We start from the raw sequence: 19571 nt of genomic DNA, 5'->3' as shown, positions 1-19571 counted from the left end.
AGAATGATCCACATGTCTGTGAGCTTCGAGACCACCCAGAGTGTCGCGATCATCGGTGGCGGCCCCGGCGGATACGAGGCGGCTCTCGCAGCGGCCCAGCTGGGAGCCGAGGTGACGCTCGTCGAGCGCGCGGGCATCGGCGGGTCCGCCGTCATCACCGACGTCGTCCCGTCCAAGACCCTCATCGCCACGGCGGACGCCGCCGTCGCGATCCGCGGCGCGTCGGATCTCGGCGTGCAGCTGTTCGCCCGCGGCGACAGCGGCAAGCCGCTCAAGCCCGAGATCGCCATCAACCTGGGCGCCGTCAACAAGCGACTCCTCTCCCTCGCCCGCCAGCAGTCCGACGATCAGCGGGCCCAGCTCGTGGACGCGGGCGTCCGCATCATTTCGGGCCACGGCCGCCTCGACGGCACGCACGCCGTCGTCGTCTCGACCGGTCCCGGCGGCACCGACTTCGACCGCGTCGAGGCCGACACCCTCGTCGTCTCGGTCGGCGCGTCGCCCCGCGAGCTCGACAGCGCCAAGCCCGACGGGGAGCGCATCCTCACGTGGACGCAGCTCTACAACATGACGAGCCTCCCCGAGCACCTCATCGTCGTCGGGTCCGGCGTCACGGGAGCCGAGTTCGCCGGCGCGTACATGAACCTCGGCTCGAAGGTCACGCTGATCTCGAGCCGCGACCAGGTCCTCCCGGGTGAGGACTCCGACGCCGCCGCGGTCATCGAGAAGGTGTTCACCCGGGGCGGTATGGAGGTGCTCTCCAAGTCGCGCGCCGAGAAGGTCGAGCGCACGAAGGACGGCGTCGTCGCGACCCTCTCGGACGGCCGCACCGTCGAGGGGAGCCACTGCCTCATGGCGGTCGGATCGATCCCGAACACGGCAGGCATCGGACTGGAGGATGCCGGGGTCCAGCTCACCGGCTCCGGCCACATCCAGGTCAACCGCGTCGCGCGGACCTCGGTGCCCAACATCTACGCAGCCGGCGACTGCACGACGTTCCTGCCGCTCGCCTCGGTCGCGGCCATGCAGGGGCGGATGGCGGTCTTCCACGCGCTCGGCGACACCGTCATCCCGCTCAAGAAGGAGCGCGTCACCGCCAACATCTTCACCGCACCCGAGATCGCGACCGTCGGTAGCCAGGAGCGCGACATCGAGTCGGGCGCCGTCAACGGCACCGTGTACAAGCTCCCGCTCGCGGCCAACGCCCGGGCGAAGATGATGGGCGTCAAGGACGGCTTCGTGAAGATCATCGCGCGCGAGGGATCGGGGACCGTCATCGGCGGTGTCATCGTCGCTCCGCGCGCCTCCGAGCTGATCTACCCGATCGCGATCGCCGTCGAGCGGCGGCTCACGGTCGACCAGCTCTCCCGCGTCTTCGCGGTGTTCCCCTCGCTCGCCGGCAGCATCACCGACGCGACGCGGGCGATGCACCAGGTCGCCCGCGACGAGGACACCTACAGCTGAGGGCCGGAGGCGGACCCGATCGGGTCGCCTCCGGCCCTCGAGGCCTCACTCCGTCAGGAGATGGTGAGCAGCTGGTGCCCCGCCGAGACGGTCGCACCGGCCTGAGCGTTGATCGCGCCGACGACGCCGTCCTTGTGCGCCTGGATGGGCTGCTCCATCTTCATGGCCTCGAGGACGACGACGAGATCGCCCTTGACGACCTGCTGCCCCTCCTCGACGGCGATCTTCACGACGGTCGCCTGCATGGGGGACGCGACGGCGTCACCGCTCGCGCCTGAGACGGCGGACGGCGCGTGCGAACGCCGCGACGGCGGCACGGCGACGGGGCGCCCGACCGCGGCAGGGGCGTGGGAGAGGCGGTCGGGGAGGCTGACCTCGAGACGCTTGCCCGAGACCTCCACGACGACCGTGTGGCGTCCCTCCGGCTCGGCCGAGGGTCCCGCCTCGCCGTCCCACGCGGGGATGTCGTTGTCGAACTCGGTCTCAATCCAGCGTGTGAAGACGCCGAACGTGCCGTCCTCGCCCGTGAAGGCGCGGTCGCGCACGACCTTGCGGTGGAACGGCAGCACCGTCGGCATCCCGGCGACCTCGAACTCGTCGAGCGCGCGACGAGAGCGCTCCAGCGCCTCTTCGCGGGTGCGGCCCGTGACGATGAGCTTGCCGAGCAGCGAGTCGAACGCTCCCGAGACGCTGTCGCCGGCGGTGACACCGGAGTCCAGACGCACACCGGGGCCGCCGAACGTCTTGAAGACGTGGATGTCGCCGGGGGCGGGCAGGAAGCCTCGGCCCGGGTCCTCGCCGTTGATGCGGAACTCGATCGAGTGGCCGACCGGCTCGGGGTCGGCGTAGTCGAGCGTGCCGCCTTCGGCGATCCGGAACTGCTCGCGCACGAGGTCGATCCCGGTCACCTCTTCGGAGACCGGGTGCTCGACCTGCAGGCGCGTGTTGACCTCGAGGAACGAGATGGTGCCGTCGGCCCCGATGAGGAACTCGCACGTGCCCGCGCCGACGTAGCCGACCTCCTTGAGGATGGCCTTCGACGCCGAGTAGAGGATCTCGTTCTGCTCCGCCGTGAGGAAGGGTGCGGGGGCCTCTTCGACGAGCTTCTGGTGGCGGCGCTGGAGCGAGCAGTCGCGCGTCGAGACCACGACGACGTTGCCCTCGGCATCCGCCAGGCACTGCGTCTCGACGTGACGCGGCTTGTCGAGGTACTTCTCGACGAAGCACTCGCCGCGTCCGAACGCGGTGATCGCCTCACGGGTCGCCGACTCGAACAGTTCCTCGACCTCGTCGAACTCGCGGGCGACCTTGAGGCCGCGGCCGCCGCCGCCGTAGGCCGCCTTGATGGCGATGGGCATGCCGAACTCGCGGGCGAAGGCGACGACCTCTTCTGCACCGGAGACGGGGCCGGGCGTGCCGGGAGCGAGGGGAGCACCGACCTTCTCGGCCACGTGGCGGGCCGTGACCTTGTCGCCGAGTGCCTCGATCGCCTCGGGCGACGGTCCGATCCAGATGAGGCCCGCACTGATGACGGCGCGCGCGAATTCCGCGTTCTCGGCCAGGAAGCCGTAGCCGGGGTGGACGGCGTCGGCGCCGGAGCGGCGGGCGACCGAGAGGATTTTCTCGATCGAGAGGTACGTCTCTGCGCTCGTCGCTCCGCCGAGGGCGTAGGCCTCATCGGCGAGGCGCGCGTGCATCGCGTCGCGGTCCTGGTCGGCGTAGACCGCCACCGAGGTCTTCCCCGAGTCACGTGCGGCGCGGATGATGCGCACCGCGATCTCGCCACGATTGGCGATCAGCACTTTCGAGATTCCAGTGTTCACGCTCTCAGGCATGGCTTCGAGCCTACCCACGTGACTGCCGGACTCTTTGGATCACTCGCACAAAGTCATGCGGGATTCATGTGGCGGAGTCCACTAGGCCGGGGTTGTCCCCGCCGTGTTCCGCGACGCCGGGGTTGTCCCCGCCGTGTTCCACGACGCCGGGGTTGTCCCCGCCGTGTTCCACAGCGTCGTCCATTCCACGTCGAGCTCGCGCACCAGCCGCCGCAGCGTCGACAGCGACATCCCGACGACGGTCGACGGGTCCCCTTCGACGCGCTCGATGAAGGCTCCGCCCAGGCTGTCGACCGTGAAGGCACCGGCCACCAGCAGGGGTTCTCCCGTCGCCACGTAGGCGTCGATCTCGGCATCCGTCACATCCGCCGCGAACGAGACGGATGCCGCGGCCACCGCGAACGCCTCGGTCAGGGCGCCTTCCGGACCGACGAGGAACACGCTGTGTCCCGAGTGCAGGATGCCGGTGCGTCCGCGCATCGACTGCCAGCGGGCGCGCGCCGCCTCGGGCGTGTACGGCTTGCCGAGGATCTCTCCGTCGAGCTCGAACATCGAGTCGCCCCCGATGACGAGCCCCTCGAACTCCTCGGCAGCGAGTGTCTGCGCGACGTCGGCGGCTTTGCGCCGAGCGAGCAGGAGGACGTGCTCCTCTGGGGGCAGGGTCCGGCCCTCCGCCGCCTCGGTCGTCGCGATCACCGCTTCCTCGTCCACCTGCGGCGCCCGCGTCGCGGGTTCGATGCCTACCTGGCGCAGGAGCATGAGGCGGGCGGGGGAGGTGGAGGCGAGGCAGACGCGCATGCGGACCACGCTAGCCGCGAGCGGTGTGACAGCATCGGAGGATGCAACCCGGAGACCTCCTCGACCTCGACATCACGGCCGTCGCGCACGGCGGCGTCTTCGTCGCCCGCCACGAGAACCGGGTCGTCTTCGTCTCGGACGCGATTCCCGGGGAACGCGTGCGCGTCGCCCTCACCGACACGAAGAAGTCGTCGTTCTGGCGGGGCGACACCGTCGAGGTCCTGGATGCCTCCCCGCACCGGCGCCCCCACGTGTGGACGCCCGCCGATGTCGCGACGGCGCCCGAGGATCGCCCCGGCGGAGCGGACTTCGGTCACATCGCTCTCGGCCACCAGCGCGAGCTGAAGGCCGAGGTCCTCCGCGACGCCCTCGCGCGGTTCGCGGGCTCCTCGGCGCCCGTCACCATCGAGCCGCCGACGGCGCAGATGAAGGGCGACCGTGTCGTCGAGGAGTCTCCCGACGGCACCGGATGGCGCACGCGGGTGAGCCTGCACGTCGATGAGGACGGCCGCATCGGACCCTTCGCCGCGCGCAGCCACCGCGTCATCCCGGTCGAGGAGCTTCCGCTGGCGACCCCCGGCATCACCCGCGCCATGGCGAGGCGCCAGGGCGGCTCGCCCGGCCGGCTCGACCTCGTCCAGCCGGCGGACGGCCGCGTGCGTGTCATCTCCCGGCCCGAGTCAACCCGTTCGCGCCGCCCCGGTCCCGTCGACCCCGCGGCTCGCGAGGTCGTGGTCGAGACGGTCGGCGATCGCGAGTTCCAGGTGGATGCCGGTGGTTTCTGGCAGGTCCATCGCCTCGCCGCGGGAACCCTGCATGACGCGGTCGCCGATGCCGTGGCCGGATCGGTGGATCCGGAGGGTTGGCACCTCGACCTGTACGGCGGCGTCGGGCTCCTCGCGGCATCCGTCGCGGATGCGGGCGGCCCCGGCACCCGGATCACCTCGGTCGAATCCGATTCGCGGGCGACCGAGCACGCGGGCGAGAACCTGGCGGCGTGGATAGGCGCGCGCGCCGAGACCGCGCGGGTGGACCGCTGGCTCGGCCACCTCGTCGACACCGCCACGCCCGCTCAGCGCGCACGTCTCGCGCGCGGCACCGTCGTCCTCGACCCGCCGCGCGCCGGCGCGGGCAAGGACGCCGTCGAACGGCTCGTGGCCCTCTCGCCGGAGCGGATCGTCTATGTCGCCTGCGACCCGGTCGCGCTCGCCCGAGACCTCGGCACCTTCGCTGAGCACGGCTACACGACGCCGTCGGTGCGGGCCTTCGATCTGTTCCCGCACTCGCATCACGTCGAGGCGATCGTCGTGCTGACGCGCTGACGGATAGGGTGAGCGCATGATCCGCGTCGCCTTGATCGACGACCACGAATCCGTGCGACTCGGCCTCGAGGCCGCCTGCAGTCGTACGGAGACGATGCGCGTCGTCTTCTCCGGAGAGAGCGTCGCGGCATACCTCGACTGGCGGACCCTCACGCAGCAGCATCCTGCCGATGTCGTCGTGCTCGATCTCACCCTCGGCGACGGGGCCACCGTGACCGAGAACGTCAGGCGCCTCGTCCACGACGGGTCACCGGTCATCATCCACAGCGTGGCCGACCGCCCCGCCGCGGTGCGCGAGGCGCTGGTCGCCGGGGCCGCCGGCGTGGTGAGCAAGGCTTCCCGGATCGACGAGGTCATCTCCGCCGTCGACACGGTCGCCCGTGGCGAGTCGCTCGACAACGTCGAATGGGCGTCGGCGATCGACGGCGACCGGGCGTTCGCCGATGCGCAGCTGTCGTCACGCGAGCGCGACGTGTTGCGTCTCTACGCTGCAGGTCTGCCGCTGAAGTCCGTCGCGGAACGGCTCGGGGTCGCCTATTCGACGGCGAAGGAGAACATCACCCGCGTGCGGGTCAAGTACGTCGAGGTGGGCCGTCCCGCCCCGACGAAGGTGGATCTTCTCCGCCGAGCGATGGAGGACGGCCTGGTCGACGAGGACTCCGGTGGCAGCTGAGGTCGCGACGACCGGGATGCTGACGATCCCGCCCGATTCGACCTTCTTCTCCCGCGAGCGCGTCGAGCGCATCCTCGCGTTCGTCATCGCCGTCGGGTGCGCCGTGCTCGGGCTCCAGTCCCTGTTCCACGCGATCGGGTCGACCCAGGAGGACCACGGCTGGAACCTGGTCCTCACGTTCGTCACGTTCGGACCCCTCGTGCTCATGATCGCCGCCGGTGTCGCGGGGCGGTTCTACCGGCCGCTCGCCGCGGCGTTCGCGATCATCTTCCCCCTCGTGCTGATCTGCTGGCCGATCGCGACGGCGGGCCGCGAGGCATCCGCCACCGCCGAACCGTGGATCTGGTACCTGCTGAACGTGGCGACCGTGGCGACGGCCCTGGCGTTCCCGCTGCTGCTGCAGTACCTCTGGTGCGCGCTGGTGCCGGTGCTCTACGGCGTCGTGCGGCTGATCCAGATCGGCGCCGACGTCACGAGCGTCATCCAGGTGTCGCGTCAGGTCGTGTACGCCATCATCCTCGCCGTCGTCATGATCATGATCGGCTGGATGCTGCGGCTGCTGGCGGAGCGGTTGGATCGCACCCGCGAGGATGCCGTCCGCTCCTACGCCGCGGCAGCGGCGGCCGACGCCGTCGAGCAGGAACGGATCTCCGTCGCCGCTCTCATGCACGACAGCGTGCTGGCCGCCCTCATCGCCGCCGAGCGTGCCTCGACCCCCCGCGAGCGCGACCTGGCCGTCGGGATGGCGCGCGACGCCCTCACGAGGCTGGCGAACGCCGATCGCGAGGCCGAGGAAGGACCCGACGAACCCGTCGAGCCGACGTTCATCGTCGATGGGATCCGCGCCGCCGCCGCCGAGCACGACGTCGACATCGACGTGCGGATCGCGGTCGACCAACGCGCCCAGCCGCTCCCCGGTCGTGTCGCGCGCGCCCTCGCTCTGGCCGCGGCGCAGGCGGTCGTCAACGCGATCGAGCACGCGGGCGGCGCCGGCCTTCACGCCGAAGTGACGGCGGACGACCGCCGCGTCGTCGTGCGGATCGTCGATGCCGGCGACGGGTTCGACGTGCAGGCGGTGCCTGAGGATCGCCTCGGGATCAGCGGGTCGATCGTCGCCCGCGTCGCCGCCGTCGGAGGGCAGGCGCGCGTGCGCAGCACCCGCCGCGGCACCGCGGTCGAGCTGCGATGGGAGTACACGCGATGAACGTGCGCGTCCAGACCGGATTGTCGATCGTGGCGGTCGTCTTCACCGCCTACCTGGCGGTGGGCGGGCTCGTCTGGACCGCCCCGGTGCCGCAGCCCGCCCTGTTCATCGCAGCCCTGTCGCTGTACCTCGTGACCACGTGGCTCTGCGTGTTCTGGGGGTTCACCCCACGGCCGGGCGGTGACGCGCCGCAGGTGGAGCCCGCCCCCGGCGGCGCCGCGCCGCGCGTGGGCGGGCTCCCGCTGTGGCTGTGTGCGCTTGTTCTCGCCACGACGATCCTCGTCCCGCTTGCGACGTGGTCCGCCGTCGCCGAGAGCGCACGCCAGGAGCCGTTCGCCACCTGGAGTCTCGGCGGCATCGGTGCGCTGCTCACGATCGTCACCGTGCGCCGGCGACCCCTCATCGCCTGGATCGGCGTCGTGCTCCTCGGCGTGTCCTCGTCCCTGTGGATCGGCGTCCTCGCCTCGCTCGCGCTGGGCCTCGTGGGGGCGGCCGTCTGGGTCGTCGCCGCGCAGCTGCTGACGGCACTCGTCGATCGGGCGGCGGTCGACACCGCCGAACTCACCGGCATCCAACGCCGTTCCTTCGAGTGGCTCGCGAGCCAGGAGGGCAGGCGCCGTGAGCGCCGTGTCCGGGTGCAGCAGGCCCTCGCCGTCGCGGGGCCGCTCCTCATCCGCACGATCGAATCCGAAGGCGACCTCGAGCCGGAGGAGCGCGAACGCGCGCGCCTGGCCGAGGGATCGCTCCGAGACGAACTCCGCGGTCCCCGCCTTCTCGACGAGGCGGTCCGGGGGCGGCTCCAGGAGGCGCGTCTGCGCGGCAGCACCGTGACGGTGCTCGACGAGGGCGGGCTGGATGCCGTGTCCCCGGGCGCGCTCGACCGCATCCGCGCCGACCTGGCCGAGGCGCTCAAGGGGGCGTCGTCGGAGCGCATCTACATCCGCACGTCACCGCACCCGCGCGTGGCGGTCACGGTCGTCGGCCGCTCGCGTCGGCGCGACGATCCCGACGGGGACGAGGTCGTCGACCTCTGGCACGAGATCGCCCACCCGCGTTCGCCCATCGAGCGCTGACGCGCGACGCGGAGTCATGCGCTGACGCGCCGATGTCCCGGTGAGGGAAGAGGCGAGGGGCGGCGAAGCCGCCCGCCCCTCGCCATGCAGGTGGTTACCCGAAAACCGACCTGCACATGCCGATCCGCGCTCTGAGGGATACGGATCGACAGAACGCAGAAGCGTTCCAGCGGTATTAGTCTTCCTGGTCGCGAAAAGCGTGTCTGTAGGTACTTTGGGGGACAAAGCCGACCGCAGCCGCTCAGCCCGCCCAGCGACCCCAGGGCACGTCGCGGCGGAGGCCGCTTCGCACGCCGCGAGCCGACACCTGCCATGCCGAGACGGTCGGTTCGTCCACGACGGCCGTCTGCTCCTCGCGGGCGAGCGATTCGCTGACGACGGCGATCACCGCGGCGAGTTCCTCAGGGCTCGCGTCGCCGCGCCGCACCTGCAGTGGGGCGGCTGTCGGGGCGTCGTCGGGCAGGCTCACAGCGGGATGTTCCCGTGCTTCTTGGCCGGCTGGCTCGCGCGCTTGCCGCGGAGGGCGCGGAGCGCCTTCGCGACGGCGACGCGGGTCTGCGCCGGCTCGATGATGCCGTCGAGTTCGCCGCGCTCGGCGGCGAGGAACGGCGAGGCGACGTTGTAGGTGTACTCGTTCGCGAGGCGGGTGCGGACGGCGGCGACGTCCTCGCCGGCCTCCTCCGCGCGCTTGATCTCGCCGCGGTAGAGGATGTTGACCGCGCCCTGGCCGCCCATGACGGCGATCTCCGCCGTGGGCCAGGCGAGGTTGATGTCCGCACCGAGCTGCTTGGACCCCATGACGATGTAGGCGCCGCCGTAGGCCTTCCGGAGGATCACCGTCACGAGGGGGACGGTCGCCTCGGCGTAGGCGTAGAGCAGCTTCGCCCCGCGGCGGATGACGCCGGTCCACTCCTGGTCGGTTCCGGGCAGGTAGCCGGGGACGTCGACGAGGGTGAGGATCGGGATCGAGAACGCGTCGCAGAAGCGCACGAACCGGCTGGCCTTCTCGCCCGCGTCGATGTTCAGCGTGCCGGCCATCTGCGACGGCTGGTTGGCGATGATGCCGACCGTCCGTCCCTCGATGCGACCGAAGCCGATGACGATGTTCGGGGCGAACAGGGGCTGCACTTCGAGGAAGTCGCCGGCGTCGACGATGTGCGAGATGACCTCGTGGATGTCGTACGGCTGGTTCGCCGAATCCGGGATGACCGTGTTCAGCGCTCGATCGGAATCGGTGGTCTCGAACTCGAAGCCCGATTCGTACCCGGGGGCATCCGACATGTTGTTGTCGGGCAGGTAGCCGATGAGGGTGCGCGCGTAATCGATCGCGTCGTCCTCGTCCTCGGCGAGGTAGTGGGCGACTCCCGAGCGGGTGTTGTGCGTGTGCGCACCGCCGAGCTCCTCCATGCCGACGTCCTCGCCGGTGACGGTCTTGATGACGTCGGGGCCGGTGACGAACATCTGGCTGGTCTTGTCGACCATGATGACGAAGTCGGTGAGGGCGGGGGAGTAGACGGCGCCGCCGGCGGCCGGGCCCATGATGAGGGAGATCTGCGGGATGACGCCCGAGGCCGCGGTGTTCAGGCGGAAGATCTCGCCGTACTTGCCGAGGGCGACCACACCCTCCTGGATGCGGGCGCCGCCCGAGTCCAGGATGCCGATGATCGGGATGCCGCTGCGCAGCGCCAGCTCCATGACCTTGATGATCTTCTCGCCGGCGACCTCGCCGAGAGAGCCGCCGAAGGTCGTGAAGTCCTGCGAGTACACCGCGACGGTGCGACCGTGGATCGTGCCCGTGCCGGTCACGACGGAGTCGCCGTAGGGACGGGAGCGGTCCATGCCGAACGCGGTGGTGCGGTGCCGCACGTATTCGTCGAGCTCGACGAACGAACCGGGGTCGACGAGCAGCTCGATCCGCTGGCGGGCGGTGAGCTTCCCCTTCGCGCCCTGCTTGGTGCGGGCGGTCTCCTCGGCGGAGACGACGGCTTCTTCATAGCGTGCACGCAGGTCGGCGATCTTGCCGGCGGTCGTGAACAGGTCGGGCTGATCGGTCACGGGTTCCACCCTAGCGAGCGCGCCCGCGGCGGCGTTGGATACCGGCGACAACGGCACGGCGGATCCGCTGTGGCATCCCTCAGAGCCCCGCCTGTCAACCCGCGGGGCCTGACCGTCGCCGCGCTCTAGGGTGGCGGCATGTCGATCCCCGAGAACGGTTACCCCCGCGCCGCCGCGGTCAGCCCGCGCCTCCACATCGCCCCGAGCGTCGACTCGACGAACAAGAAGCTCCTGACCGATGCGTTCGACGATCCCGAGGGGCATCCCCACCTCTCGGTCGTCCTCACCCGTGATCAGCGCGCGGGACGCGGTCGCCTCGACCGCACCTGGGTGACCCCGCCGGACTCCGCGCTCGCCGTCTCGGTGCTCCTCCGCGTCGAGGCGGTTCCGACGTCCGCCCGCGGATGGATCCCGCTCGTGGCGGGCGCGGCCATGACCTCCGCCGTCCGCGACCAGTTGGAGGGCCGCGAGGTCGGACTGAAGTGGCCGAACGACGTCCTCGTCGGAGGGCTCAAGATCTGCGGCATCCTCGCCGAGGTCATGCCCGGAGACCCCCACACGGTCGTCGTGGGTGCGGGTGTCAACACGCGGATGACCGCCGCCGAGCTCCCCGTCCCCACCGCGACGTCCTTCGCCGCCCTCGCCCGCACGGCCGACGAGGATCGCCTGCTGGCCGACTACCTGACGGGCCTCCGCGACGCCGTCGCGGCGCTCGCCGTCGGGGGGACGGTCGCGGATGCCGCGATGCAGGCGGTGCGTGAGGTGTGCACCACGCTCGGCTCGGACGTCTCGGTCTCGCTCCCGGACGGCTCGACCCTCATCGGCACGGCGCAGCGGATCGACGACGAGGGGCGCCTCGTCGTCGAGGCCGCCGGCGTGACGCACGTCGTCTCCGCAGGCGATGTCGTGCACGTCCGATGACCTCCGTCCGATGCGCTCCGGGCGCGTCGGCGCGGACCGGTGCGCCGGGCGCGTCATGATGGTGCCGTGAGCCAGCCGACCGCGTATCCGGGACGTCCCCGGACGCCTGCGCCCGGCACCGCCGCGCCCGAACTCGTCATCGCCCGGCTGCACCGCCACGCCCGTCGACTGGCCTGGTCCGCGCTCGTCCTCATCGTCACCGCCGGGGCGACCGGGTACTTCAGCGGGAACCTCCCCGAACCGTGGGAGGACTGGATGCTGTGGGGCGCCGCATCCGCCGTCGTCCTCCTCTTCGTGGTCCTCCCGTACCTCCGCTGGCTCGCCCACACCTATACGGTCACGACCCGGCGCGTCATCGAGCGGGCCGGACTCCTCAACCGGCGTCGCACCGACATCCCGCACGCCCGGGGCTACACGATCTCGGAGCGCCGTGGTCCGTTGCAGCGGATGTGGGGGAGCGGCACGCTGACCCTCGCCAACGGTGTGGACGAGCCGCTCCGACTGATCGACATCCCCTCGGTCCGTCTCGTGCACGAGACGCTGTCGGACCAGGTCGAGGTCAGCCAGATCCTCGCCCACCGCGACTCCCACAGCATCCCGATCGCGGGTCTCGAAGACTGACCGTCTGCGACCGGGCACCGGTATGCGCGAGGATGGAGACGACAGGAGGAGCGGCATGGCACTGCAGGTCGGAATCGTCGGAGGCGGACAGCTCGCGCGGATGATGATCGCGCCCGCCGTGGAGATGGGCATCGACGTCCGGGTGCTCGCGGAGGAGCCCGGGATGTCGGCGGGACTCGCAGCCTCTGCCGTCGGCGACTACCGCGACCTCGAGACGGTCCTCGCCTTCGCGAAGGACGTCGACGTCATCACCTTCGATCACGAGCATGTGCCGCAGGACGTGCTCCGCGGTCTCGTCGCCGCCGGCGTCGCCGTGCACCCCGGCCCCGATGCGCTCGCCTTCGCGCAGGACAAGATCGACATGCGCACGAAGCTCGCCGAGCTGGGCATGCCGCAGCCCGAGTGGGCCGCGGTGGCGGATGCCGCATCCCTCGACGCCTTCATCGCCGAGCACGGCGGGCGCGCCGTCGTCAAGACCCCGCGCGGCGGGTACGACGGCAAGGGCGTGCGCGTCGTCGCCGACGCGGCCGACGCGGCCGATTGGCTGGATGCGCTGGAGGAGGGCGGGGCGCTCCTCGCCGAGGAGCTCGTCTCCTTCAGCCGTGAGCTCGCCCAGCAGGTCGCGCGGCGCCCGTCGGGCGACCTCATCGTCTACCCGGTCGTCGAGACCGTTCAGGAGGGCGGGGTGTGCGCCGAGGCGATCGCGCCGGCCCCCCACTCGGCGGGCCGACTCGCCGACGTCGCCGCCGAGATCGGCGAGGCGATCGCGACGGGCCTCGGGGTGACCGGGATGCTCGCGGTCGAGCTCTTCCAGACGGGCGACGAGCGGCTCCTCGTCAACGAACTCGCGATGCGTCCGCACAACAGCGGCCACTGGACGCAGGACGGATCCGTGACGAGCCAGTTCGAGCAGCACCTGCGCGCCGTCCTCGATCTGCCCCTGGGCGACACCGCGCTGCGCGCGCCGCACGCCGTAATGGTGAACATCCTCGGCGGGCCGGCCGAGGGGACGCTCGGTGAGCGCCTGCCCGCCGCCCTCGAGGCGCATCCTGCCGCCAAGATCCACACCTACGGCAAGGACCCCCGTCCGGGCCGCAAGGTGGGGCACGTCAACGTCGCCGGCGACGATCTCGACACCGTCGTCTACGAGGCGCGAGCGGCAGCGGCCTACTTCCTCGATTGACCCGTGCCGTTCCGGGCTTCTCCAAGCTCTCCCGCCTAGCCTGGTCGAGTGAATCGCCCCCTCCACTCATCCTCCGCCCCTCTGATCGGCGTCGTGATGGGGTCCGACTCGGACTGGCGCATCATGTCCGACGCCTCGCAGATCCTGACGGACTTCGGCATCGCGCACGAAGTCGAGGTCGTCTCCGCCCACCGCACCCCCGACAAGCTGCTCCGCTACGGGCGTGAGGCGCGCGAGCGGGGTCTGCGGGCCATCATCGCGGGTGCGGGCGGCGCCGCTCACCTGCCCGGCATGCTCGCCTCGGTCACGACGCTCCCGGTGATCGGCGTCCCGGTGCAGCTCTCGACACTCGACGGCCTGGACTCGCTTCTCAGCATCGTCCAGATGCCCGCGGGCATCCCGGTGGCCACCGTCTCCATCAACGGCGCGAAGAACGCCGGACTTCTCGCTGTGCGGCTGCTGGGCGCCACGGACGCGGAGGTCGGCGACCGCGTCGCCGCCTACGCCCGGGACCTGGAGTCGCAGGTCGAGGAGAAGAACCGACGACTCAAGGACTCCCTGTGAGCCGGACCGCGGCGGAGGTACTCCGATGAGTGTCATGAGCCCGCCGCGATCGACCTCGGGTCCGACGCGCGGACGCTCCGTCGTCGAGGAGCGGCCGCTCCGTCACCCCGACGACTCGGCGCCCGCGATGATGTCGCGGCGCGCGTGGTGGCTCGTGGCCTCCAATTTCCTGCTTCCCGGCTCGGCGCAGACCCTCGCCGGCAACCGACGCCTCGGTCGCGTCGGCCTCGTGGCGACGATCGTGATGTGGGGGCTGCTCGCGGCGGCCGTGCTGCTGGGGCTGATGTGGCGGTCGCTGCTGACGTCGATCGTGGCCTCGGCGTGGACGCTCACCGGAGCGCAGATCCTGCTCTGGATCTATGCGGCGCTGTGGGTCGTGCTCACGATCGACACGCTCCGCCTCGTCCGGCTGTCCCGTGTCCCCGGTCGGACCCGCGCTGCGGCGACGGTCGTGGCGCTCGTCCTGGCCCTCGTGCCCGCTTCCGCAGCCGCGTACACGGCGCAGTCGGTGATCGCGCCGCTGCGATCGGGCCTGTCGATCTTCGCGTCGGGCCCCAGCGTCCCCCCGTCGGACGGCTACTACAACTTCCTCCTCCTCGGCGCCGACAGCGGTCAGGGACGCGACTCCATGCGCTTCGACAGCATCTCGGTCGTCTCCGTGAACGCCGAATCGGGAGCCGTCACGATCTTCGGCATCCCGCGCGACCTGCGCCACGTGCCGTTCTCCGACGGCCCGATGCACGACCTCTACCCGAACGGGTTCGAGGGGCACGCGGGGCAGACCTGCGGATGGTCCTCGGGCATCAACCAGCTCATGAACGCCGTCGAGACATGCCGCGATGATCGCGGGAAGAGCCTCTACCCGGATGCCGCGGCGCAGAACTCCACCCCAGCCGTCGAGGCGACGAAGGACGCCGCCGAGGGGATCCTCGGCATCAAGATCCCGTACCACGTCTTCATCGACATGCACGGCTTCGCCGACCTGGTCGACGCGCTCGGCGGAGTGACGATCACGGTCAAGGAACGCCTTCCCGAGGGGCCGGGTCCCCGGTACCACGACCAGCCCGCCGAGGAGTGGGCGACGGGCTGGATCGAGAAGGGGAAGCAGCACATGGACGGGCAGACGGCGCAGTGGTACGCACGCTCCCGTTACACGACGAGCGACTGGGACCGCATGCGCCGTCAGCGCGAACTTCAGACCGCGATCCTCGCCCAGGCCACCCCGTCGACCGTCGTGACCCGGTTCAGTGAGATCGTCGCGGCGGGCAAGAACCTCGTGCAGACCGACATTCCCGACTCGTTGCTGCCGTTCCTCGTCGACCTCGGCGCGAAGGCGAAGGATCAGAAGGTCCAGGACCTCGAGCTCACCCCGAAGGGCGTCAACATCGACCCCGACAACCCCACCTCCGCGGACTGGCAGAAGATCCGGGGGATGGCCGACGGACTCCTGCACCCGCCGACACCGGCACCGAGCACCGCGCCGTGACGGCCGAGAGGGATCACCGATGACGACCACGCTCCGCGTCGTGTTCGACCCGTCCGCCCCGGCGACGGGGCCGGACCTCGTCGTCGCCTCCCGTGAGCTCGCGGCGGGGCTCGTCGCCACAGCCCCCAGCGGGTGCGAGGTGCGCGCCATCGTCCCGAGCGACGCCGGCGACGACACGCTGGCGGATCAGGGGGTCGCCGCCGCCGACCGACTGCCCGTCGGATCGGCCGCGGCATCCGCTCTCTGGCGCCGCGGACTCCGGGCGGGAGCCGGCGACGGGCTCATCCACTCGGCGACCCTCGCGGCCCCGCTCGTCCGACACGACCGCGTCCACGATCACGATCAGACCGTCGTGACCCTCTGGGACGTGCGGCCGTGGGACGACCCCGACGAGCTTCCGCGAGCGGATGCCGCCTGGTCCCGGGCCATGCTGCGCCGAGCTGTCCGCCACGCGGACGCCGTCGTGGTCCCCACGCACGAGCTCGCCCGTCGAGTGGCCGAGCTCGCCCCGCTCGGTGATCGCCTGCGGGTGATCGCGGGCGCGCCCTCGGACGATCTACGCGTCCCCACGGATGAGGTCGGGCGTCGCCGCGAGCTGGACCTCCCCGACGGCTACGTCCTGCTCGCCGGCTCGGCAGCGGCATCCGATCGGCTCCGGACGGGGCTCGAGGCGGTCGTGCGGTCCGGACGGGACACCGCCGTCGTCGTCATCGACGCGCCCGAAGGGGAGGAGCCCGCGATCGCCGAGCTCGCCGCTGCGGCCGGATTGCCCGAACGACGCCTGCACGTGCGAGGTCACCTCGGAGCGCCCGACCGTGCCGCCGTGATGGCCGGCGCCGTCGCATACCTCGCCCCCGCGGATTCGCGCGCGTTCCCGTGGCGGACGCTCGACGCCCTCCGACTGGGTCTCCCGATCGTCGCGGCCGAGAGTGCGACCCACCGAGAGCTTCTGCTCGACGGGGCGACCTTCGCCGCCGGCGATCCGGGCTCGCTGGGGGACGAACTCGCCGCCACGCTGTCGTCCACGTCGACGGTCGAGCGGCTCGCCGTCCTGGCAGCCGATCGGGGTCGCGCGTTCAGCTGGGCGGGCGCGGCGGAACGCGTCTGGCAACTCCACGCGGAACTCTGACGTCGGCTGTGAACGCCGTGGCAGCGGCGTGTCGCACGAGACATCTTCCGTCTCGACTGGTATCAGAGCGTGACTTCAGTAACACTGTTCACATGCGCCTCACATCTTCCGTGCCCCGACACCCCCTTCGGCGCATGGCGATGGTGTTGGCGACCGTGCTGTCGCTCAGCGTCCTCATGGCCGTCGTCCCCACGACGGCGGCTCAGGCGGCCGATCCCCGCCTGCCCTCGTCGATCACCGATGGCGGCTTCATCATCAGCGACGCGGAGTTCTTCAACGGAGGATCGATGACCGCCGCGCAGGCGCAGTCGTTCCTCGAGAAGCGCGTCCCCTCGTGCAAGGCGACCTCAGGGCCGACCTGCCTGCGGAACTTCACCGCCGACCTGCAGCCGAAGTCGAAGGACGCCTACTGCAACGCGGTCGCGGCGAAGACGAAGGTCCGCGCCTCGGAGATCATCGCCACCATCGGCAAGGCGTGCAACATCAGCCCGAAGGTGATCCTGGTGATGCTCCAGAAGGAGCAGGGCCTCGTCACCTCCACCAAGCCCACCGAGTGGAGCTACCGCGCCGCGATGGGCATGAACTGCCCCGACACGGCGCCGTGCAGCGCGGCATCCGCCGGGTTCGTCAACCAGGTCTACCTCGGTGCCCGCCAGCAGCAGGTCTACGCGAAGAACCCCGGGTCGTACAGCTACCGCAAGGGGCAGGTGAACTCGATCAAGTGGCACCCCAACAGTGCGTGCGGCAGCTCCAAGGTGCTCATCAAGAACCAGGCGACGGCGAACCTGTACATCTACACGCCGTACCGCCCCAACATGGCGGCGCTCGCCGCCGGGTACGCGCAGGGCGACTCGTGCTCGAGCTACGGCAACCGCAACTTCTACAACTACTACGTGCAGTGGTTCGCCCCCGAGGTGTCGAAGAACCCCGGCGGAGCCGCGGCACTCGTCAAGGCGTGCACCGCGCCGGCGGCCCCCGACGTCCTCCCGGCATCGGGCCCCGCTACGGTCACGACCGCGACCACGGGGCGCACTGCCCCGGTCAGCGGCTGCACCACCGGCGCGACCTCGCTCAAGGCCTCAGCGAAGGTGACCCTCACGGGCACCTACGGCTCGTGGGCGCGGGTGACGAGCGGATCCACCTCCCTGTGGGTCGCGAAGTCCGCCCTGTCGACGCCGGCGCCCGCCGGCGGCGCGTGTGCGGTCCCCGCCGAGTCGAGCGTGACGAAGGCGACCGGCACGATCACGGTCGTCACCGACAGCCTCAATGCCCGTAAGGCCCCCTCGACGCAGTGCCAGACCGGCGTGCGTGCGATCACCCGGGGGCAGACCTACCAGCGCACCGGTGTGTACGGCGTCTGGTGGCGCATCCAGGTCTCGGGAGCCACTTACTGGTCCCACAGCGACTACATGACCGTCAAGAACGATGCCCCTCCGGCGTCGACTATGTACTTGGCGACGACGACGAACATGACGCCGTCGGTCTCGTCGACGGCGATCCAGGCGACGCTCCGCAAGGGGACGACCGTCAAGGCGCTGACGGTGTCGGGTGACCGTACCCAGATCACGGTCGACGGCATGACGGGCTGGGTGTACTCGTCGAAGCTCTCGGTCGGGAACCCCGGCGGGACCTCCGGCCAGGATCGGCAGAGCATCGCGGCCACGCCGCTGCGTGCGACGGCATCCGCCTCGGGCAAGATCCTGACGACGCTGAAGGCGGGCACGAAGGTCACCGTCTACGACACCTTCGGTGCGTGGCGCGCGGTGACCGCCGGCACGACGAAGGGCTGGATGCGGGACTCCGAGCTCGGCGCAGTCACGCCCGTGGTGACCACGAAGTACCTCTCGGCGCCCGACAATGTGGCCTCGACGGCCACGTCGACGGTGATCGTGGCGACGCTCCGGAAGGGCGCGGCGGTCAAGGCTTCGTCGGTCTCGGGGAACCGCACGCAGGTGACGGTCGACGGGATCACGGGCTGGGTCACCTCGTCGAAGCTGGTGGCGAAGAACCCGGGCGCCGCGGCCGCTCAGAGCAAGCAGAGCATCGCGGCCACGCCGCTTCGTGCGACGGCATCCGCCTCGGGCAAGGTCCTGACGACGCTGAAGGCGGGCACGAAGGTCTCCGTCTACGACGCGTACGGGCAGTGGCGTGCCGTCACCGCAGGCACGACCAAGGGGTGGATGCGGGACTCCGAGCTCGGCGCGATCGCTCCGGCGGCGAAGACGATGTACCTCGCGACCACGACGAACATGACGCCGTCGGTGTCGTCGGCGACGATCCAGGCGACGCTCCGCAAGGGGACGACCGTCAAGGCGCTGTCTGTCTCGGGTGATCGCTCGAAGATCACCGTCGACGGGTTGACGGGCTGGGTGTTCACGTCGAAGCTGTCGGCGAAGAACCCGGGGGCGGTCTCCGGTCAGAGCAAGCAGAGCATCGCGGCCACGCCGCTTCGTGCGACGGCGTCCGCGTCGGGCAAGGTCCTGACGACGCTGAAGGCCGGCACGAAGGTCACCGTCTCCGACACCTTCGGTGCGTGGCGAGCCGTCACCGCCGGCACGACGAAGGGGTGGATGCGGGACTCCGAGCTCGGCGCGATCGCTCCGGCGGCGAAGACGATGTACCTCGCGACCACGACGAACATGACGCCGTCGGTGTCGTCGGCGACGATCCAGGCGACGCTCCGCAAGGGGACGACCGTCAAGGCGCTGTCTGCCTCGGGTGATCGCACGAAGATCACCGTCGACGGGTTGACGGGCTGGGTGTTCACGTCGAAGCTGTCGGCGAAAAACCCGGGGGCGGTCTCCGGTCAGAGCAAGCAGAGCATCGCGGCCACGCCGCTTCGGGCGACGGCGTCCGCCTCGGGCAAGGTCCTTACGACGCTGAAGGCGGGCACGAAGGTCACCGTCTACGACACCTTCGGTGCGTGGCGCGCGGTCACCGCCGGCACGAAAAAGGGCTGGATGCGGGACTCCGAGCTGAAGGCGGTGTCGTCGACGCCGGCGGCGGTCGTGAAGACGACCACGGCCGCTCTCAACTTCCGGGCGACCCCGTCGGCGTCCGGAACCAAGATCAGCGTCATCCCGAAGGGGACGAAACTGACCGTGACCGGCACCTCGGGTGTCTGGCGCAAGGTCACCTACCAGGGCAGGACGGGCTGGGTGAGCGGCGACTTCCTGCGCTGATGATCCGAGGGTGCTCAGGAACCGTCGGATAGGATGATCGACGGCCTGAACGGCATCCGCC

At 70.7% G+C, this 19571-nt stretch carries 16 protein-coding genes; 12 read left to right on the top strand and 4 right to left on the bottom strand.

The window, feature by feature from the left end; all coding sequences use genetic code 11:
• Window positions 1-12 precede the first annotated feature (12 nt).
• Entirely contained in the window at window positions 13-1464 is a 1452-nt protein-coding gene (locus tag BLR68_RS04050) for an NAD(P)H-quinone dehydrogenase (protein ID WP_026303045.1), read from the top strand.
• A gap of 53 nt (window positions 1465-1517) precedes the next feature.
• Here the strand turns inward: BLR68_RS04050 and BLR68_RS04045 are convergent, their stop codons facing one another.
• Both BLR68_RS04045 and BLR68_RS04040 read right to left on the bottom strand, forming a co-directional pair.
• Window positions 1518-3299, bottom strand: a complete 1782-nt coding sequence (locus tag BLR68_RS04045) for an acetyl/propionyl/methylcrotonyl-CoA carboxylase subunit alpha (RefSeq protein ID WP_018188762.1) — start codon at window positions 3297-3299, stop codon at window positions 1518-1520.
• Window positions 3300-3380: 81 nt separating this feature from the next.
• The gene (locus BLR68_RS04040) at window positions 3381-4097 is read right to left on the bottom strand and encodes a Maf family protein (protein WP_018188761.1); all 717 of its coding nucleotides are present in this window, start codon (window positions 4095-4097) and stop codon (window positions 3381-3383) included.
• 41 nt (window positions 4098-4138) lie between these two features.
• Here BLR68_RS04040 and BLR68_RS04035 point away from each other — a divergent pair, with 41 nt between their 5' ends.
• The 4 genes from BLR68_RS04035 to BLR68_RS04020 are packed head-to-tail and all read left to right on the top strand — an operon-like array spanning window position 4139 to window position 8369.
• Window positions 4139-5419: a class I SAM-dependent RNA methyltransferase gene (locus BLR68_RS04035; protein WP_018188760.1), complete on the top strand. Its 1281-nt coding sequence runs from the start codon at window positions 4139-4141 to the stop codon at window positions 5417-5419.
• 16 nt (window positions 5420-5435) lie between these two features.
• The gene (locus tag BLR68_RS04030) at window positions 5436-6092 is read left to right on the top strand and encodes a response regulator transcription factor (protein WP_018188759.1); all 657 of its coding nucleotides are present in this window, start codon (window positions 5436-5438) and stop codon (window positions 6090-6092) included.
• Window positions 6082-7296, top strand: coding sequence for an ATP-binding protein (locus BLR68_RS04025; RefSeq protein WP_018188758.1), 1215 nt, complete (start codon window positions 6082-6084; stop codon window positions 7294-7296). The genes BLR68_RS04030 and BLR68_RS04025 overlap by 11 nt, the downstream gene beginning before the upstream one ends.
• Entirely contained in the window at window positions 7293-8369 is a 1077-nt protein-coding gene (locus BLR68_RS04020; RefSeq protein ID WP_018188757.1) for a hypothetical protein, read from the top strand. The genes BLR68_RS04025 and BLR68_RS04020 overlap by 4 nt, the downstream gene beginning before the upstream one ends.
• Before the next feature lie 241 nt (window positions 8370-8610).
• Here the strand turns inward: BLR68_RS04020 and BLR68_RS04015 are convergent, their stop codons facing one another.
• Together BLR68_RS04015 and BLR68_RS04010 are read right to left on the bottom strand one after the other, a co-directional pair.
• Window positions 8611-8838 (bottom strand): acyl-CoA carboxylase subunit epsilon, encoded by a 228-nt coding sequence (locus BLR68_RS04015; RefSeq protein ID WP_018188756.1) that lies wholly within the window; start codon window positions 8836-8838, stop codon window positions 8611-8613.
• Entirely contained in the window at window positions 8835-10433 is a 1599-nt protein-coding gene (locus BLR68_RS04010) for an acyl-CoA carboxylase subunit beta (protein WP_091362289.1), read from the bottom strand. Before BLR68_RS04010 ends, BLR68_RS04015 begins: the two co-directional genes overlap by 4 nt.
• Window positions 10434-10562: 129 nt before the next feature.
• On the opposite strand from BLR68_RS04010, the gene BLR68_RS04005 reads away from it, so the two are divergent.
• The 7 genes from BLR68_RS04005 to BLR68_RS03975 all read left to right on the top strand — a co-directional run bounded on the left by BLR68_RS04005 (window position 10563) and on the right by BLR68_RS03975 (window position 19510).
• The gene (locus BLR68_RS04005; RefSeq protein ID WP_018188754.1) at window positions 10563-11345 is read left to right on the top strand and encodes a biotin--[acetyl-CoA-carboxylase] ligase; all 783 of its coding nucleotides are present in this window, start codon (window positions 10563-10565) and stop codon (window positions 11343-11345) included.
• A gap of 66 nt (window positions 11346-11411) precedes the next feature.
• Window positions 11412-11966 (top strand): PH domain-containing protein, encoded by a 555-nt coding sequence (locus BLR68_RS04000; RefSeq protein WP_018188753.1) that lies wholly within the window; start codon window positions 11412-11414, stop codon window positions 11964-11966.
• 55 nt (window positions 11967-12021) lie between these two features.
• Window positions 12022-13149, top strand: a complete 1128-nt coding sequence (locus tag BLR68_RS03995; RefSeq protein WP_018188752.1) for a 5-(carboxyamino)imidazole ribonucleotide synthase — start codon at window positions 12022-12024, stop codon at window positions 13147-13149.
• 96 nt (window positions 13150-13245) lie between these two features.
• The gene (gene purE / locus BLR68_RS03990) at window positions 13246-13713 is read left to right on the top strand and encodes a 5-(carboxyamino)imidazole ribonucleotide mutase (protein WP_018188751.1); all 468 of its coding nucleotides are present in this window, start codon (window positions 13246-13248) and stop codon (window positions 13711-13713) included.
• Window positions 13714-13738: 25 nt separating this feature from the next.
• Window positions 13739-15199: an LCP family protein gene (locus tag BLR68_RS03985; RefSeq protein ID WP_018188750.1), complete on the top strand. Its 1461-nt coding sequence runs from the start codon at window positions 13739-13741 to the stop codon at window positions 15197-15199.
• A gap of 19 nt (window positions 15200-15218) precedes the next feature.
• Entirely contained in the window at window positions 15219-16328 is a 1110-nt protein-coding gene (locus tag BLR68_RS03980) for a glycosyltransferase (RefSeq protein ID WP_018188749.1), read from the top strand.
• A 92-nt stretch (window positions 16329-16420) separates the two neighbouring features.
• Window positions 16421-19510, top strand: a complete 3090-nt coding sequence (locus tag BLR68_RS03975) for an SH3 domain-containing protein (RefSeq protein ID WP_081626482.1) — start codon at window positions 16421-16423, stop codon at window positions 19508-19510.
• Window positions 19511-19571: the final 61 nt, after the last annotated feature.

This window comes from Microbacterium sp. 77mftsu3.1 (assembly GCF_900100525.1).
GTDB classification, from domain to species: Bacteria; Actinomycetota; Actinomycetes; order Actinomycetales; family Microbacteriaceae; genus Microbacterium; species Microbacterium aquilitoris.
Note: the sequence above shows the minus strand (reverse complement) of the source record. Positions and strands in the feature narration are given on the sequence as shown.